Annotated in this window: 17 protein-coding genes; 6 read left to right on the plus strand and 11 right to left on the minus strand. The window is 63.2% G+C overall.

Features of this window, described 5'->3' with window-relative positions:
• Nucleotides 1-5 precede the first annotated feature (5 nt).
• The 5 genes from MJ8_RS18860 to MJ8_RS18880 form a co-directional block, all read right to left on the minus strand.
• Nucleotides 6-1,277: a hypothetical protein gene (locus MJ8_RS18860; RefSeq protein WP_225247960.1), complete on the minus strand. Its 1,272-nt coding sequence runs from the start codon at nucleotides 1,275-1,277 to the stop codon at nucleotides 6-8.
• Nucleotides 1,278-1,636: 359 nt separating this feature from the next.
• On the minus strand, nucleotides 1,637-3,442 hold the full coding sequence (locus tag MJ8_RS18865; RefSeq protein WP_201410300.1) for an ABC transporter ATP-binding protein: 1,806 nt from the start codon (nucleotides 3,440-3,442) through the stop codon (nucleotides 1,637-1,639).
• A 374-nt stretch (nucleotides 3,443-3,816) separates the two neighbouring features.
• The gene (locus tag MJ8_RS18870; protein ID WP_201410301.1) at nucleotides 3,817-4,224 is read right to left on the minus strand and encodes a GNAT family N-acetyltransferase; all 408 of its coding nucleotides are present in this window, start codon (nucleotides 4,222-4,224) and stop codon (nucleotides 3,817-3,819) included.
• 7 nt (nucleotides 4,225-4,231) lie between these two features.
• Entirely contained in the window at nucleotides 4,232-5,944 is a 1,713-nt protein-coding gene (locus MJ8_RS18875) for an NAD+ synthase (RefSeq protein WP_201410302.1), read from the minus strand.
• A 91-nt stretch (nucleotides 5,945-6,035) separates the two neighbouring features.
• Nucleotides 6,036-6,749 (minus strand): DNA-3-methyladenine glycosylase I, encoded by a 714-nt coding sequence (locus tag MJ8_RS18880; protein ID WP_201410303.1) that lies wholly within the window; start codon nucleotides 6,747-6,749, stop codon nucleotides 6,036-6,038.
• A 90-nt stretch (nucleotides 6,750-6,839) separates the two neighbouring features.
• Here MJ8_RS18880 and MJ8_RS18885 point away from each other — a divergent pair, with 90 nt between their 5' ends.
• Together MJ8_RS18885 and MJ8_RS18890 are read left to right on the plus strand one after the other, a co-directional pair.
• On the plus strand, nucleotides 6,840-7,403 hold the full coding sequence (locus tag MJ8_RS18885; protein WP_201410304.1) for a DUF1003 domain-containing protein: 564 nt from the start codon (nucleotides 6,840-6,842) through the stop codon (nucleotides 7,401-7,403).
• Nucleotides 7,400-7,999: a DedA family protein gene (locus MJ8_RS18890; RefSeq protein ID WP_201410305.1), complete on the plus strand. Its 600-nt coding sequence runs from the start codon at nucleotides 7,400-7,402 to the stop codon at nucleotides 7,997-7,999. Before MJ8_RS18885 ends, MJ8_RS18890 begins: the two co-directional genes overlap by 4 nt.
• Nucleotides 8,000-8,011: 12 nt before the next feature.
• On the opposite strand, the gene MJ8_RS18895 is transcribed toward MJ8_RS18890, so the two are convergent.
• Together MJ8_RS18895 and MJ8_RS18900 are read right to left on the minus strand one after the other, a co-directional pair.
• The gene (locus tag MJ8_RS18895; RefSeq protein ID WP_201410306.1) at nucleotides 8,012-8,371 is read right to left on the minus strand and encodes a diacylglycerol kinase; all 360 of its coding nucleotides are present in this window, start codon (nucleotides 8,369-8,371) and stop codon (nucleotides 8,012-8,014) included.
• A gap of 78 nt (nucleotides 8,372-8,449) precedes the next feature.
• Nucleotides 8,450-8,869 carry a GFA family protein gene (locus tag MJ8_RS18900; RefSeq protein WP_201410307.1) on the minus strand — a complete coding sequence of 140 codons (420 nt, stop codon included), beginning with the start codon at nucleotides 8,867-8,869 and terminating at the stop codon, nucleotides 8,450-8,452.
• 312 nt (nucleotides 8,870-9,181) lie between these two features.
• Between MJ8_RS18900 and MJ8_RS18905 the strand changes: the two genes are divergently transcribed.
• The 3 genes from MJ8_RS18905 (at nucleotide 9,182) to MJ8_RS18915 (ending at nucleotide 11,439) form a co-directional block, all read left to right on the plus strand.
• Nucleotides 9,182-10,252 (plus strand): GGDEF domain-containing protein, encoded by a 1,071-nt coding sequence (locus tag MJ8_RS18905; protein WP_201410308.1) that lies wholly within the window; start codon nucleotides 9,182-9,184, stop codon nucleotides 10,250-10,252.
• An 82-nt stretch (nucleotides 10,253-10,334) separates the two neighbouring features.
• A complete protein-coding gene (locus MJ8_RS18910) occupies nucleotides 10,335-10,712 on the plus strand; it encodes an antitoxin Xre/MbcA/ParS toxin-binding domain-containing protein (RefSeq protein WP_201410309.1) in 378 nt (125 codons plus the stop codon).
• Nucleotides 10,672-11,439, plus strand: coding sequence for an RES family NAD+ phosphorylase (locus MJ8_RS18915; RefSeq protein ID WP_201410310.1), 768 nt, complete (start codon nucleotides 10,672-10,674; stop codon nucleotides 11,437-11,439). Before MJ8_RS18910 ends, MJ8_RS18915 begins: the two co-directional genes overlap by 41 nt.
• Before the next feature lie 42 nt (nucleotides 11,440-11,481).
• On the opposite strand, the gene MJ8_RS18920 is transcribed toward MJ8_RS18915, so the two are convergent.
• Nucleotides 11,482-12,186 carry a hypothetical protein gene (locus MJ8_RS18920; protein ID WP_201410311.1) on the minus strand — a complete coding sequence of 235 codons (705 nt, stop codon included), beginning with the start codon at nucleotides 12,184-12,186 and terminating at the stop codon, nucleotides 11,482-11,484.
• A 254-nt stretch (nucleotides 12,187-12,440) separates the two neighbouring features.
• Between MJ8_RS18920 and MJ8_RS18925 the strand changes: the two genes are divergently transcribed.
• Nucleotides 12,441-14,015, plus strand: a complete 1,575-nt coding sequence (locus MJ8_RS18925; RefSeq protein ID WP_201410312.1) for a glycosyltransferase family 39 protein — start codon at nucleotides 12,441-12,443, stop codon at nucleotides 14,013-14,015.
• 91 nt (nucleotides 14,016-14,106) lie between these two features.
• Here MJ8_RS18925 and MJ8_RS18930 read toward each other — a convergent pair whose 3' ends face one another.
• From MJ8_RS18930 to MJ8_RS18940, 3 genes are all read right to left on the minus strand, one after another.
• A complete protein-coding gene (locus tag MJ8_RS18930) occupies nucleotides 14,107-15,480 on the minus strand; it encodes a class II 3-deoxy-7-phosphoheptulonate synthase (RefSeq protein ID WP_201410313.1) in 1,374 nt (457 codons plus the stop codon).
• Between the two features lie 191 nt (nucleotides 15,481-15,671).
• Entirely contained in the window at nucleotides 15,672-16,103 is a 432-nt protein-coding gene (locus MJ8_RS18935; protein ID WP_201410314.1) for a DUF3995 domain-containing protein, read from the minus strand.
• Between the two features lie 2 nt (nucleotides 16,104-16,105).
• On the minus strand, nucleotides 16,106-16,438 hold the full coding sequence (locus tag MJ8_RS18940; RefSeq protein WP_201410315.1) for an Mpo1-like protein: 333 nt from the start codon (nucleotides 16,436-16,438) through the stop codon (nucleotides 16,106-16,108).
• Between the last annotated feature and the right edge of the window lie 109 nt (nucleotides 16,439-16,547).

Below are 16,547 nucleotides of genomic sequence, written 5' to 3' on the forward strand. Positions count from 1 at the left end.
AATCGTCAGACGCGGCCGAAATCATCGGAACTGAGTCGGGTCCAACGATCGCCCATCAACCCGCCGATGAAGATGTCGCCGGAGCGGACCGCTTCCGTGACCTCGGCTATGCGTGAACGCACCATCGTACCCCCGGCATAGTGGAAGTAGACATTCTTGTAGCCGAAGAGTTGCGGCATGAACCTGCTCTGGGTCTGGCCGGTAATGCCCACGCAGCCCAAATCCCTCGCCGCCGCGATGAGAGCATCCAGTGTTGCCCCCCAATAAGGTCCAGACGCCTGGATTTGCAACAGATTCGCGATGGCGCCGGCCTGGCCGTAGAAGGCATAGCACCCCAGCATCCTGCCGGCTTCGTCGTAAATCCCACCGAAATGAAGCGGCCCGTCGGCCTGCTTCTCAGCCGCCAGCGCGAGCAACCGCGTCAACTCACCATCCCTCCAGCTCGGACGCAGGGAATAATCCGCCATCAGGACGGGCAGCCGCTCCGCAAACCGCGCCGCATCGATCGGCTCCCGGTGGATCCGTGGGCTTGACGAGTGCTGGCCCGGCGGCTCGAACCTTCTTCGTGCAAGCGCGTCAAATGCTCCCGCGAAGGGATCGAGCGCAAGACGAGGCAGCCCCGGCCATTTGCGGCGCAGCATCGCGGCGGCCATGGCGCCCGGCCGGAAAACACAGGTCCATTCCAGACAATGCACCGGCAGGAGCTGATACTTCATCGGACGCGCGAAGGCCAAGGATGTCCGGTTGGCGGAATCGGTCAGATACAGGTCGAATTCGCCTTGATGCAGGGCGCGCAGCAATTGCGGCCCGGCCCAGCCGTGATCGATGCTGGAGTCGGTCATGAATGGACCGATGATTGCGGCGTTCAACGCCCGTCCGTTGAGCTCATAGCGGGCTTTCAGAACGCCCATGAAGCCGCCCAATCGGCCCTGCGGGTCGATCTGGACAAGAGCCTTGCTCTCATGCCCGTCAAGGTAAAGCCCCCTCATATAGTCCGCTGTCCGCGCGATCGCGCGATCGCGCTGGCGACGAGGATGGCGAAACTTCATCAGGAAGAGCGCGGCGACGTGCTCGAGATCCTCGGCGGCCAGCGGCCGAACCGAGCCATGGGATTCCGGCGCCGACGGGCCGGCCACCTTGCCCAGGCCCGCTTTTGCGAAAACAGGATTCATCGTGAAGCCTATACGAAAGCGCTGAAGGCGGCCGTTTTTCCCACTAAAATCTCCATCCGGTCGGCTTCCCGCAAAAAGTCTCCAACAGGTCTTATTCTGCCACACTCGATTTTCTTTTCTGTAAATACATCAATACAATTGCGTAAGGCTATGAACATACATAAAATCTAAAATAGAAATTCCTAAATATTAGATAGATATAAAGTAATTTGAACAACATGTTTCATCGCTCTGACCGCATAGCGGGAGAGCGGTTGCAACTGCGGGCTTGCAGGCGGATTGCCCGGACGATCCGGTGCCGGCAGCAAGGGGTCGGAGGAGCGTCCCCAGGCGTGCTGGCCACAAGGTCAGCGCGGTTTCCTGCGGATTGCCTGGCATGGGCGCTCGGCTCGCCGGTAGCGGGCTCAACCACCGGCCGCGTTGCGGCTGACTGCGCCCGGCCGGCGCCGGGCGCAGTCCTTTCCTCAGGCAACGAGGCCCTTGGTCAATTCGAGCGCCTGACGCTCGAACAGCCGCCGGTAGATGCCGCCGTTCAGCCGGATCAGCTCGTCATGCGAACCTTCCTCGGCAATACGCCCGCGATCGAAGACCAGTAGCCGGTCGAGCGCTCGCACCGTCGAAAGCCGGTGCGCGATCACCAGCGTCGTGCGCCCTACCATCAGTCGCTCCATCGCCTTCTGGATCAGCACTTCCGACTCCGAATCGAGGCTCGACGTCGCCTCGTCCAGGATCAGAATGCGTGCGTCGGCCAGAAAGGCGCGGGCGATCGCCACACGCTGGCGCTCGCCGCCCGACAGCTTTACGCCACGCTCGCCGACCAGGGTTCCATAGCCCTTGGGCAGGTTGGTGATGAAATCATGCGCGCTGGCGAGTTTGGCCGCATGCTCGATCTCGGCCTGGCTGGCGCCGGGCCTGGCATAGGCGATGTTCTCGGCAAGCGACCGGTGGAACAGGATCGGCTCCTGCTGGACGATGGCGATCTGGCTGCGCAGCGAGGCCTGCTCGACCTGCGAGATATCCTGCCCGTCGATCAGGATCCGCCCGGCATTCACGTCGTAGAGCCGCTGGATCAGCTTGACGAAAGTCGTCTTGCCCGAACCCGAATGCCCGACCAGCCCGATGCGTTCGCCCGCCGCGATATCGACCGAGAAATCGCGATAGAGCGGCAGAAGGTGATTGCCGTAGTGGAACGTCACCTTGTCGAAAGCGATACGTCCATCGGTGATCCGGATAGGCCTGGCGCCGGGCCGGTCCTCGATGCCGAGCGGCTCGGACTGGAAGTCGACCAGTTCCTCCATGTCGTTGATCGAGCGCTGCAGGTTGCGGATATGCGTGCCGATGTCGCGCAGATAGCCCTGCAGCACGAAGAACGAGGTGAGCACGAAGGCGACATCGCCGGCGCTCGCCTGGCCCCAGGCCCAGAGCATGAGGGCAAGACCGATGACCGCCGCCCGCATCACCAGCAGCAGCATCCCTTGCGTAGTGCCGTTGGCGGTGCCGCGCATCCAGGTGCGGCCCGTGCGCAGGCGCCATTTGGCGACGACGCGCGCCAGCCGCGCCTCCTCGCGGGTCTCCGCGCCGAACCCCTTGACCACGGCGTTGCAGCTCACCGCGTCCGCCAGCGCGCCGCCGAGGCGCGTATCCCAGCTGTTGGCGAGCCGCGCGGCGGGCGCGACATAGCCGAGCGACAGCATCGCCGTGACGGCGATGAACAGCACCGAGCCGGCCGCCACCACGGCTCCCATCAGCGGCCAGAACCAGCCGAGCAGCAGCGTCGATCCGACAAGCATGACAACCGACGGCAGAAGGGCGATCAGGATCGTGTCGTTGAGCAGGTCCAGGGCCCACATGCCGCGCGTTATCTTGCGCACCGTCGATCCGGCAAAGCTGTTGGCGTGCCAGTCCGTCGAGAAGCGTTGCACGCGATGGAAGGCATCGGCGGCAATGTCCGACATCATCTTCAGCGTCAGTTCGACGATCCACAGGAAGGCGGCGTTGCGCAGCACGACGCCTGCCAGCGCCAGCGCCATAAGGATCGAGAACGCCACCATCGCCGCATTCCAGGCGACTTCGTCGGTTCCGGCGCCGCTGGCGACCGCATCGACCAGGCGGCCGGAATAGAAGGGAGTCGCCACATCGGCCAGAGTCGAGAGCAGGAATGCGCCCATGATGAGCGAAAGCCGCCACGGCTGGCGCCGCCAGTGGCTGAACGTAAAACCAAGCACGCTGCGGAAGGCGCTGGCGCGCAGGTCGATCTTGAAACGAGCCATGATGTCATCCGGGCGCAAACGAGCCCGGCCCCGGTAAAATCGAATTGGGAAACCCGCATCCGCGCCCTGCGGCGCCTCAAAAACAGCGGGAGGTTTCAGTATGGTGGGCCGCCTGCCCTGAGGCGGCGGCCGGCAGCGGCAAATGCCCGTCCTGCGCCTGGCTCTCCGAAAAAGCTTCGGAAAGCCTGAGCCGACCTAGGCTTCGCGGCCTCGCATAACGATGTCAAATCCTGCCATACGGTCCTCCCGGAAGGGAATCGCGGAGACGTGGTTATAGGGAGACATCAGCCGGTCGCCAAGCCGGCCTATCGCTAAAACGCCATCTGGTCCAAGCACTGAGACGAATTTGCAACAACGGCGGGTTGTGGCCGGTCTTAAGCAGCGGGTGAGCGATCCAGTCGCATGTAACGTCCTTCCGCCCGGAAGCCGAACTTCTGGTAGAGGCCGTGTGCGTCGCTGGTCGTCAGGCTCCAATGAGAAACGGTCTTCATATCGGGATGATCGAGGAGCGCCTGCACAAGCCGCTTGCCGATGCCATGCCCACGACGCTCCGGCCAGACGATGACGTCGGCAAGATAGGCAAAGACCGTGTAATCGGTGATCGCGCGGGCGAAGCCGACCTGCTCGCCGTCAAGATAGGCGCCGACGCAAAGCGAGTTGTCGAAGGCGCGGCGGTTGGCCTCGTCGGTGCGGGACGCACCCCAATAGCTTTGCATGAGCAGATCGGAGGTCACGCGGAAATCGATCCGCGACAGGTCGAAACTGATTTCAACGTCGTGCATGCGAAGGCTAGCCGCGGTCCCGGAACCGGTTGGTGATCGGATAGCGACGGTCGCGGCCGAAATTCTTCTTGGTGATCTTCACGCCGGGCGCCGCCTGACGGCGCTTGTATTCGGCGATGTAGAGCAGGTGCTCGACACGTGTCACCGTCGCGCGGTCGTGGCCGCGCGCGACGATGTCGTCGACGCTCATCTCGTTCTCCACCAGGCATTCCAGGATGTCGTCCAGCACCGGATAGGGCGGCAGCGAATCCTGGTCGGTCTGGTTCTCGCGCAGCTCCGCCGACGGCGCCTTGTCGATGATGTTCTTCGGGATGACCTCCCCCGACGGCCCGAGCGCGCCCGGCGGCACATGCGAATTGCGCCAGCGCGACAGCGCATAGACCTGCATCTTGTAGAGATCCTTGATCGGATTGAAGCCGCCATTCATGTCGCCGTAAAGCGTGGCGTAGCCGACCGACATCTCGCTCTTGTTGCCCGTGGTGACCACCATCGAGCCGAACTTGTTGGAGATCGCCATCAGGATCGTGCCGCGCGCACGGCTCTGCAGGTTCTCCTCGGTGATGCCTTCCTGGGTGCCTTCGAAGAGCTGGGTCAGCGCGTGCCTGAAGCCTTCGACCGGCTCTGAGATCGGCACGATGTCGTAGCGGCAGCCAAGCGCGCGCGCGCAGTCCTCGGCGTCTTTCAGCGAATCCTTCGACGTATAGCGGTAGGGCATCATGACGGTGCGCAGCCGCTCCTCGCCAAGCGCATCGACGGCCAAAGCCGCGCAGATCGCCGAGTCGATGCCGCCGGAGAGGCCGAGGACGACATTCTTGAAGCCGTTCTTGTTGACGTAGTCGCGCAGGCCGAGCATGCAGGCTCGGTAGTCCGCCTCTTCCCGCTCCGGGATCTTCGACATCGGACCTTCCGAGCAGACCCAATGATCGGAATTATTTCCATTTTGCGCGCCTGCGGCGACGCGGCTTCGCTTCCAGGTGGTGACGGCGACCGCCTCCTCGAACTGGCTCATCTGGAACGCAAGCGTCTTGTCGGCGCCGATGGCAAACGACGCGCCGTCAAAGATCAGCTCGTCCTGGCCGCCGAGCTGGTTGGCGTAGATCATCGGCAGGCCTGTTTCGATGACCTGACGGATGACAATCTGGTGGCGGACGTCGATCTTGGCGCGGTAATAGGGCGAGCCGTTCGGCACCAAAAGAATCTCGGCGCCGCTTTCGGCCAGCGTCTCGCAGACGGCGATATCGCCCCAGATGTCCTCGCAGATCGGAATGCCGATGCGCACGCCGCGAAAATTGACCGGACCCTGCAGTTCCGGCCCGGCCTGGAAGACGCGCTTCTCGTCGAACTCACCATAGTTGGGCAGATCGAGCTTGTAGCGTTCGGCGATGATCTTGCCGCCGTCGGCGAAGACAATGGAGTTGTGCGTGCCGCTTTTGCGCTTCAGCGGCGTGCCGATGATGACGCCGGGCCCGCCATCGGCGGTGTCCTTGGCGAAATCCTGAGCGGCCTTCTCGCATGCCTTCAGGAACGAGGGCTTGAGCACCAGGTCTTCCGGCGGGTAACCGGCGAGGAAGAGCTCGGTATAGAGCACCAGATCGGCGCCTTGCCGGGCCGCATCCGCCCTCGCCTCGCGTGCTTTTGCCAGATTGCCGGCGACATCGCCGACGGTCGGGTTGAGCTGGGCGACGGCGATGCGCAGGATGTCGGGAGCGGTCTTGGTCATGGAACGGATGTAGCGTGGCTGAAATCGCCCCGCAATGGCGTTTGGTTGTACCAAATAGGGCTGATCGGCAGGGCCGATCGGTCCGAGTGACCTAGTCGCCCATATATTCGCGCAGCGCCTCTGCCGAGTGGTTCTCGCCGATCGACATCGCAAGGATGCGCGAGATGTGGCGGCGCGGCAGCCCGGTCTCGGCCGACCATTGGTTGATCTGCGCCTGGATCTTGTCGAGGTCCCGCTTCGAGGTCGGGTTCTCGGCGATGTCGAGACCGGCGTCGCGCAGCGCCGCCGCCATGTCCGACGAGACGACGAACGTGTCCCATTCCAGCCAGCGCAGGAAATACTGGCCGGTATTGCCGCCGAGCCGGCTGCCATGTTTGGCGAGATAGGCGGTCAGGCCGACCTGATCGTCTGCCGGCCAGGCGGCGATGAATTTGCCGAAGCTGCCATGTTCCTTCGAGACGCGATCGACGAAGGCAGCATTGTCGCGCACCGACTTGATCTTCTGCGGGTTGCGCACAATGCGGCTGTCGGATGCCAGCTCGTGCCAGAAATCGTCGGGCTGGAACAGAAGCCGCTTCGGCTCGAAGCCGAGGAACGCCGCCTCGAAACCCGGCCATTTCTGCTCAATGACCCGCCACACGAAACCGGCGGCGAAGATGCGCTCGGCCATGGTGGAGAGAATGCGATCGTCTGGAATTTTCGCCACCGCCGCATTGTCGGGCTTGGGGCCGAGCAGCGGAGCGAGCGCCGCCTCCCCGCCCTTTCGCTTTGCCGCCCGTGCATGGATTTTCTGGAAATCGAGCATCTTCGTCCCCGCCTGTTCGCCTCAATCTAGCACTTCACGTCCGGCCCGGCAGCCTCTACGTCTATCGATGCCGGGCGAAGGAGAGGACCAATGAACAAGATCGTCGAGGACATGGCGAACCGTTTGCTCAAGCGAAAGCCGGATGGTTTCGGTCCGCTCGAGAGCCGCGTGCTGCAATCGACGCTCGAGCGCACCACGATCACGCGCGACACCAACAAGGCGGTCGCCTTCCACGAGACCTATGGCGACCGCGTCGCCGACACGATCGCCAGGATCGGCGGTTCCTGGTCCTTCATCCTAGGCTTCCTGGCTTTTCTCGCTCTGTGGACTGCCGGCAATGCCTGGCTGCTCACACGCGACGCCTTCGACCCCTACCCCTTCATCTTCCTCAACCTCGTGCTGTCGATGCTCGCGGCGATCCAGGCGCCGGTGATCATGATGTCGCAGAACCGCCAGACCGAGCGAGACCGCATCGACGCGGCGCATGATTACGAGGTCAATCTGAAGGCCGAGATCGAGATCATGGCCCTGCATGAGAAGCTCGACGAGCTGCGCCACAGCGAGATCATCGGCATGCGCGACGAAATCCTGCGCATGGCCGAGCAGATCAGGCGCATCGACGAAAAACTGTCGGCGCGGCCCGCAGCGGAATGAGCGAGACCATCCACCATCTCATCGAGCAGTACGGGCTTATCGCGGTCTTCCTGGGCTGCGTTGCCGAAGGCGAAAGCGCCGCGATCCTCGGCGGCTTCTTCGCCCATCAGCATGTTTTCGTCCTGTGGCAGACTTTCCTCGCCGCCTTTCTCGGGGCCTTCGCCGGCGACACCTTCTTCTTCACCTTGGGGCGCAGCTTCGCTGAACATCGCTATGTGAGAAGGTTGCGCAGGCGTCCGGGCTTCAGCCGCGCCTACCGCCTGCTGAACACCCATCCCAACATCTTCGTGCTGACCAACCGCTACATCTACGGCATGCGCCTGGTCGGCGGCATCGCCGCCGGCCTGTCGACCGTGTCCGTGCCGCGTTTCGTTATCCTGAATGCCATCTCGTCCGCGGTCTGGGCGACCCTGTTCAGCGGCATCGGCTATGTCTTCGGCCTTGGCGCGGAGGAAATGGTGGGCCAGGCGTTTGCACGCCATGAGCGCCTGCTCATCGCCCTCGGCGTCGGCATCGTTATCGCCATTGCCGCATGGTTGGTAGGCCATCACTTCGCAAAGCGCGAGCGCGCCAGGGAAGACCAGGCGGGATCGTGATCGATCGCGCGATCAGATCGGCGCGCCGGTCAGGCGCTCGATCAAGGCGATGCCCCAGACGCCGCCGGCGATCACGATCGAAATCAGCACGGCAAGCGAACCGCAATCCTTGGCGAGCTGGATCTCGATGTGGAATTCGCGCGAGATCGCGTCACAGGCCGCCTCGATGCCGGTATTGAGCACTTCGACCATGATCAGGAGCAGCACGGCGCCGATCAGCAGGGCGTAGCCGCGCCAGGAGACCGAGATGAACCAGCCTGCAGGCAGGGCGAGCGCAAGCAGCATCAACTCCTGCTGGAACGCCTTTTCGTGCGCGGCAAGCTTGCGGAAGGCCCGCACTGAATTGATGAAAGCGTCGATCAGCCGCTGCATGCCTAGCCCCGTTTCGAGTAACCGTCAGGGGGATATCGCAACGGCCGGATCAAGGGAATAAGGCAGCCGCGGCAAAAATCATCCGTCCGCCACCTTTATCGACGGCGTCGACTTCTCGAATTGCGGCAACCCGTCGTCGATCGAATAGTAGTCGCCCTTGTCGCCGACGAAGATGTGGCTTTCCGCGGAGAGACCGCTCGGCCGCTCGAAGGACCCGGCCATGATGGAGATCGTGTCCAGTTCATTGTGTTTCCAGAAGAGCAGCGAGCCGCAAGTGCGGCAGAAGCCGCGTTTCGCCACGTCGGACGCGCCGTACCAATTGAGCGAGTCGGCGCCCTCTATGACGATATCGGCGTCCTTGGAGGCGGTTGCCGCGACGAAATGGCCGGTTTGCCGACGGCATTGCGAGCAGTGGCAATAGACGACGCCGCGCAACGGCCCGCTTGTCCTGAAACGCACCGCACCGCACAGGCACGATCCGCTGTGATTGCCGTCCATTCGGGCCTCCTTCGACCATCTGCCGATCCACTGCCGGACAGAATTTCAGGTTTGAAATGTCGGGGCGCAGGCAAATGCGACACCGAAGCGGCGCGTTTCAAAAGCTGGACCTGCACGGCATTGCATCCTGCGGTAGCAGAGATATCGAGGAAATGCGGGCCATTAAGGAAACTTTAGCGCAACTGCATCTATGATTCCCACAAGCGGAGGTCGTGAGGGGACGCGCATTCGCAATTCCGATTCAAATCCCCGCGTGCGCGACACCCGGCGGTGGCAGGTCTCCGGTCGCACTGAAGGGGCAGTGAAGACGATATGCAACCGGCAGCCATTCCGACTGACAGGAATCCCGACATCGCCAGCACCGTCGTGGCGACGATGCGCCAGCTCGGCGTGCTCGGCCTGCCGCGCAATTACGAAATCTTCTATGAGGCGCTGAGCGGCAGCAATCATGAGCTCAGCCTTGCCGTCGTCTCGTTGAGCAACCGCCCGACCCAGGAGGATCTCGACGGCATCGGGCGCACCTTCTTCCCCCAGCATCACGGTCCGGCCATCGTCGAGCACGCCCGCGAGGTGGTCGCCAACGAGCTCGAGGAAATCGCCGCGCTGTTGCGCAGCGAGCGCTCGCATATCGAGAAATATGGCCGTATCCTCGACGAGACCTCGATCGGCCTGAGCAACCGCAGCCTGCTCTCCCAGGAAATCCTCCAGAAGATCGCCGGCGCGATGTCTGTCGCCACCAGTTCGACGATCGACCATGGCCGCCAGATCGCCAGCACGCTCAGCGAAAAGACGGCCGAGCTTGAAAGCGTCAAGTCGAAGCTTGAGGAATACAAGCGGCTTGCCGACACCGACCCCCTTACGCAGCTGTGGAATCGGCGCGCCTTCGACAAGGAGATCACCCGAATCTACAACAGCAATCGCGGCATCCTGTTCAACGCCTTGATCCTTGCCGATATTGATCATTTCAAGGACATAAACGATCGCTACGGCCATCCGATCGGCGACAGGATCCTGCAGATCATCGCCGAGATCTTCCAGTCCAGCGTCCGTTCCGACATGTTCGTCGCACGCACCGGTGGCGAGGAATTCGCGCTTATCGTCGAGGGCGCCAGCGAGGAAGCCACATACGAAATCGCCGAGCGTATCCGTGTGCTGATCGAGCAGACGCCGTTCACCAGCAGCCAGACCGGCATGAACTACGGCACCGTCACCATATCGCTGGGCATCTGCATGGCCTCGGAGGCGGAAAATCCGGAAGATCTCTACACCAAGGCGGACCGCGCGCTTTATCGCTCCAAGGTCGCCGGCCGCAACCGCGTGACAAGGCACTCGGCCACGACCAGCCGGGCCGGCAAAGGCTGGCTGCTCTACAAGAAAGACTGACAACCCGTCGAAATCCGGCGCCCACCCTTTCCAGATGAATTTTTGTGGACTATATTTTCTACAGAAATGAAAGGGTGCGCTCATGCAACGTCCAGTCGCGGCCGCGGCGGCGGCCGAAAACGCCGTCATCACCAAAGCCACGCTGCGCGCGGCCGACATGCTCGACATCACCGCAAGGACGCTCGCTTTGGTCATCGGTGTGTCGGAGGCAACGATCTCGCGCATGCGCCGGCAGGAATTCCTGCTTGAACGCGGCACCAAGCCGTTCGAGCTGGCGGTGCTGTTCGTCCGCCTGTTCCGCTCGCTCGACGCTATCGTCGGCGGAGACGAGACCGTTGCCCGGGCGTGGCTGAAGAACCCCAACACCACGCTCGACGGCACGCCGCTCGAAAAAATCCTGACGATTGCCGGACTTGTCGATGTCATTGCCTACCTGGACTCCCGGCGCGCTCTCGTCTGAGGCCGTCAGGCTCGAAGGCAAGTACTGGCGCATGGTCGAGGCGCAGCACCGCGTCTCGACCCTCAAGCTCGTCGACACGCTCGACGAGCAGTCGCTGCTGGAAGACCTCATCGAGGACACCAAGCCGCATATCCCGCTGGAATGCCGCCACCTCCACTACCTTCTGGCGACGCCTTTTCGCTATGGGTCGGTCTATCCATACGGCTCGCGCTTCCGCCGCGCCGGCAAAACCAAAGGTGTTTACTATGCGGCCGAGACGGTGCTGACGGCAGTGGCGGAAATGGCCTTCTATCGCTTGCTGTTCTTCGCGGAATCGCCGGCGACGCCATGGCCGAACGACGCCGCGGAATACACGGCCTTCGCCGCCGCGATAAAATGCGACCGCGCGATCGACCTGACGCGGCCGCCGCTCGATCGCGACGAGAAGGCCTGGACCCAGCCCACCGATTACACCGCCTGCCAGGCGATCGCCGATGTCGCGCGCGAAGCCGAAATGCAGGCGATCCGCTATCGCTCGGTGCGCGATCCGAAAGGCGCCAACATCGCCCTGCTGACCTGCAAGGGCTTTGCCAAGGCCAGACCGCTGGAGCCGCAGACCTGGCGCATCCGGATCGGCTCCTTCGGCCTGCAGGCGATCAGCGAATTCCCGGAGAAGAGGCTGGAATTCTCACGCGCCGCCTTTTCCGATCCACGACTGGCCGGCATGCGCTGGCAGCGCAGCCACTGAACTCGGAAAACGCTATCGAGATCCAGGGCGAGCGGGCAGCAGCTACGCCAAAATGTTGACCGCCCGCGCCGCCACCAGCGCGATCGTCAGCAGCGAGATCATCGCTTCGGCCATCATCAGGAGCTTCGCGCGCTGCGTGAGCGGCAGAGTGTCGGTCGGCGAGAACGCCGTGGCGTTGGTGAAGGCCAGGAAGACATAGTCGACGAAGCCCGGCAGCCACCCCTGTATCTCGCGATCGGGCAACGTCATTTGCGGGAACAGGAAGTCGGCCTGCGCGCGCTTGACGAGGCCGCAGGTCGGCGGACCGCCGCGGTCGGTGCTCCAGAACCACAGCGCAAAGACAATCACATTGGTGACCCAGATGTTGAGCGCATCGACGAGCAGCGTGGTGCCGGCGCCAGCATGCCCTTCCAGCAGCGCCCGCACCAGGAAGACCAGCGATCCGCAATTCATGATGCTGATGACGCCGGTCATCACCAATGCCGTGCGGCGGATGTAGAGGCGCAATCGACCGATCGTGTACCAATGCTCATGGTCCACGGCCTTTTGCGTCTGCATCTGCGTCCAGGCCGTTGCCACCGACAAGGGCATGAGGAGTGCGGCTTCGATTGTTGGTGCCAGCCAGCGCGGACCGAAGGACAGGTTGTTGATGACCAGCAGCTGCAGGCAGATGATCACGAGCACCGCCGCGCGCGCCGACCAGAAGTCGAGCCCACGGTGATGGATGACGGCGTGCTGGTGACGCATGGAGGCACCTGAGTGGCTGGAGCATGATCCAGAAATGTGTGGAGCGGTTTTCGGAAGGCATCATGCCCTGCCCCTGGAACCGCGGCGCTCCGGACGGCCAGCCGGCTCCGGCAACGATCGACTGGCCGGCTTGCCGGAGCGCCGGCGATGGGTTCCATCGCAATCTTGGTTTTACAATGTTGCGGAAGAATACATTTTCGTAAGCTTTTGCTATCGGACTGTTCAGCAATCCACCGGTGTGATTTTAGGCCCGCATGTCGAGAACCAGCGAATCCGCTCAACTTTGGCCGGCAGCGGCGGAGGGCAATCTGTCTTCGCGCTGGAAGAGCCTGGTTCTGCGCCCATGGCGATTGCTGGCGCTTTTATGCCTGGCCCAGATCGCTTGCTGGACCGTCATGCCGGCGATCGTCAATGTCGGGCCGCCCCGTGACGTCGTCGAAGGATTCATGTGGGGCCGCGAATGGGTGCTGTTGACCTACAAGCACCCGCAGCTCCCGTGCTGGCTGCTCGAGATCAGCCATCTCCTGACCGGCTCCTTCCGCTGGCCGCAATACACGCTCTCGCAACTGATGGTCTCGACGACGTTCGTCCTGGTCTATCTGCTTGCGCGCGACATCATGGGCTCGACCCGCGCCCTCGCCGCCGTGCTGCTGATGCCCTCGATCTACTTCTTCGGCTGGCCGACTCCGCAATTCAACCATGACTACGCGCAGATGCCTTTCTGGGCCGGCATATCATGGCTGCTGTGGCGCTCGGCGCGCGACGGACGGCCGGGCTGGTGGCTCGCTCTCGGCATCGTTTCCGGCCTGGGTCTCTATGCCAAGCTCTCGACGGCTTTGCTGCTTACCTTCGGGGGCATCTGGATCCTGTTCGACGCTCGTGCCCGAAGCCGGCTTGCCACCCCGTGGCCATGGCTCGGCCTCGCGGTTTTTCTCGGCGTCGCGGCGCCGCTGGCAGTTGAGCTTGTCCGCCTCGACTTCCTGCCGCTGACCTATGCCGCGCATCGCAACGCCTGGGTCCTCGCCAACCGCGCCCGATTTTACTATATCGGCGTTCAGCTTGCCGGGCTCACCGCTCTTCCCGTCGTGCTCGCTCTGTCCGGCCTGTTGCGACGGCAGCCCAGCCCCGCGCAAGGCCTCTTGCCCGCACACCCAGCTCCCGAGCGGCGCGCGATCGTCTACCTTGCATGGATGGGCCTGGGGCCGGCGCTCCTGGTCATGGTCGCCTCGCTCTTTACCGGCACCGGCGAGTCCTGGGGCGCGACGATGTACAATCTCGTCGGGGCCTTGGCGGTCGCGCTGCTGGGCCAGCGGTTAGGCCCCGTGGAATTGCGCCGGTTGACGGTGCTGGCACTGCTTTGCGTGGTCGGCGTATCGAGCGCCTATGCGGCGAGCCGCTGGACAGGCTGCAATGTCCTCGGCCGCCTGCAGCCGATGTGCTATCCGGCGCGATCGATCTCGCAGACGGCCGAGGCGATCTGGCATGAGACGGTGCCAGGACCGCTCGGCATTGTCGGCGGCGAGGACGGCGTGGCCCAGCTTGCCGGGCTGGAAGCGGCGGACCAGCCTTCCATTTTCACGGTTCTCGACAGGCGCCTTGCCCCCTGGATCACGGACCAGCGCCTGCGCGATCAGGGCATGCTGCTCGTATGGCCCACAGGCTGGAAACTCACACCGCTGCAGCAGGCATGGATCGCCGGCCTGCCGGTCAAGACCGTGCCATTCGACTGGTCGCTCAAACAGCCGCCGATGGAGATCAGCTTCGCCGTCATTCCGCCCGGCAGAACCAGTTTCCCGGGCGATCCGCCCGGACCGCCCGATCCGGAATGACCGGCAATCGAACTGCGCCCGTGTGCCCAAATTGAAAAAGGCGCCGGCATTGGTGCCAGCGCCTCCGATGAACAAGCCTTGCAAAGCCTTCTCAGGCGTTGGCGGCCTGCTTGTGCTGGACCGGGTGGCTCTTCTTGAGCAGGTCCGAGACCAGGAAGGCAAGCTCGATCGCCTGGTCGGCGTTGAGGCGCGGATCGCAATGGGTGTGGTAGCGGTCCTGCAGGTCCTCCGCCGTGATGGCGCGGGCGCCGCCCGTGCATTCGGTGACGTTCTTGCCAGTCATCTCGACGTGAATGCCGCCCGGATGCGTGCCCTCGGCGCGATGCACCTCGAAGAAGGTCTGCACTTCCTTCAGGATGCGGTCGAACGGCCGCGTCTTGTAGCCGGCCGCCTCGATCGTATTGCCGTGCATCGGGTCGGATGACCACACCACGTTGCGGCCTTCCTTCTTCACCGCCCGCACCAGCTTCGGCAGGTGCTCGGCAACCTTGTCGGAACCGAAGCGCGCGATCAGCGTCAGCCGGCCCGGCTCGTTCTCCGGATTGAGCAGATCGATCAGTTCCAGCAAACCATCCGGCGTCAGCGACGGGCCGCATTTCAGGCCGAGCGGATTCTTGATGCCGCGGCAATATTCGACATGCGCATGGTCCGGCTGGCGGGTGCGGTCGCCGATCCAGATCATATGGCCCGAGGTCGCGTACCAGTCGCCGGAGGTCGAATCGACGCGTGTCAGCGCCTCCTCGTAGCCAAGCAGCAGCGCCTCGTGGCTGGTGTAGAAATCGGTCTCGCGCAGCGCGAAATTGGTTTCGGAGGTAATGCCCACCGCGCGCATGAAATCCATCGTCTCGGTGATGCGGTTGGCGAGCAACTCGTATTTCTCGCCTTGCGGGCTGTCGGCGACGAAACCCATCATCCAGCGATGCACATTCTCCAGGCTGGCATAGCCGCCCTGGGCAAAGGCGCGCAGAAGGTTGAGCGTCGCCGCGGACTGGCGATAAGCCATCTCCTGGCGCGCCGGATCGGGGACGCGCGACTTGGCGTCGAACTCGATGCCGTTGATGATGTCGCCGCGATAGCTCGGCAGCGTCACGCCGGCCTTGGTCTCGCTGTCGGACGAGCGCGGCTTGGCGAACTGGCCGGCGACGCGGCCGACCTTCACCACCGGCTGCGCGCCGGCGAAGGTGAGCACCACCGACATCTGCAGGAAGACGCGGAAGAAGTCGCGGATGTTGTCGGCGCCGTGCTCGGCGAAGCTCTCGGCGCAGTCGCCGCCCTGGAGAAGGAAGGCTTCTCCGGCGGCGACCGCCGCCAGTTGCTTCTTCAGCTTGCGCGCCTCGCCGGCGAAGACCAGCGGCGGATAGGTCGCGAGCCGCGCCTCCGTGGCCTGCAATGCCGCGAGGTCCGGATAGGCCGGCACCTGCTTGATCGGCTTTGCTCTCCACGAATTCGGCGACCATTTCGTCATCGCTGCACCCAAACGCCCTTTCGGAGCAACCCCGGGGAAAAGTGAAATTTCCGCCGGAACTGCATCAAACAAACCTGCGAGCGCGCTTGCCCGCCATTCCAGCCTCGATACGAGGTCGCGGCTCCTTACACGAAGCCGACTGCCTATTCTAGCCGGGTTTTTCAGTGGTGGCGAATGCTTCCGCCGCTTCGCTACGCCGCGTCCGCCAGCGCGAGCAGGAACAAGCCCAATCCAACCAACAGGCAAGATGGGCTGTAGAGCAGGCTGTCATATCTGGCGAAACGCGTGTTCCTGACCCGCTTGAACAGCCCGAAATATCTCGACCAGCTCAACGCTCTCACCGTGAACACGGCGGCCCAGATGAGAACGGCTGTCTTCAGTTGCCAGTGCGGCAGCGGCAGGCGGATCTGGCCGGCGAAGCCGAGAAGGAGGAGCAGGACCAGCGCCAAGACCACACCGACCGCCAGGGCGCCGACTGCCGTCTCCTTCACCGCCGGACCGCCGTCCTCATGCTGAGGCAGTGAAACGTCGGCGCCGATGCGGCCACCCAGACCCCAATAGATATGAAATCCGGCGCCGAGCAAAAGCACGGCCGAACAGACAGCAACGACCGCCGTTTCCATGCCTATCCGCCGGCGTCGTTCAGACGATTGATTTGGCGACCAAGACCACCCGTCAGATCGAGCGCGAGCATGCGAAGCAGCGCGATGGCGCTCCACAAAGGCCGTTCCGCGAAAGGCTTGTTGCTGTTGTGCTCAAGCAGCGGGTGGGTGAACAGAGCTGCAAGATAGAAGAATGGGATGATGACCAGAAAGGCCCACCAGACCACGAAGAAGGATGCCGCGACGCCGGCGATCGGCGCGAAGAAAAGGCCCAGATAGTGGATAAAGCGGGTTGAAGATTTTGAATGGCCGGCAAGGTAGCCGAGCCAGTATTCATCGAAGGTTTGCGGGTTCATAAGCAGCCTCTGCGGCGACGATTACGCCAACCAATTGAAGCTCCCGAGTACAAATACTGCAATGACCCTAATCGTCGCACGTGCTTCAAGTACGAGCGATCTTTGTGCG

This window comes from Mesorhizobium sp. J8, assembly GCF_016591715.1.
GTDB lineage: Bacteria > Pseudomonadota > Alphaproteobacteria > Rhizobiales > Rhizobiaceae > Mesorhizobium.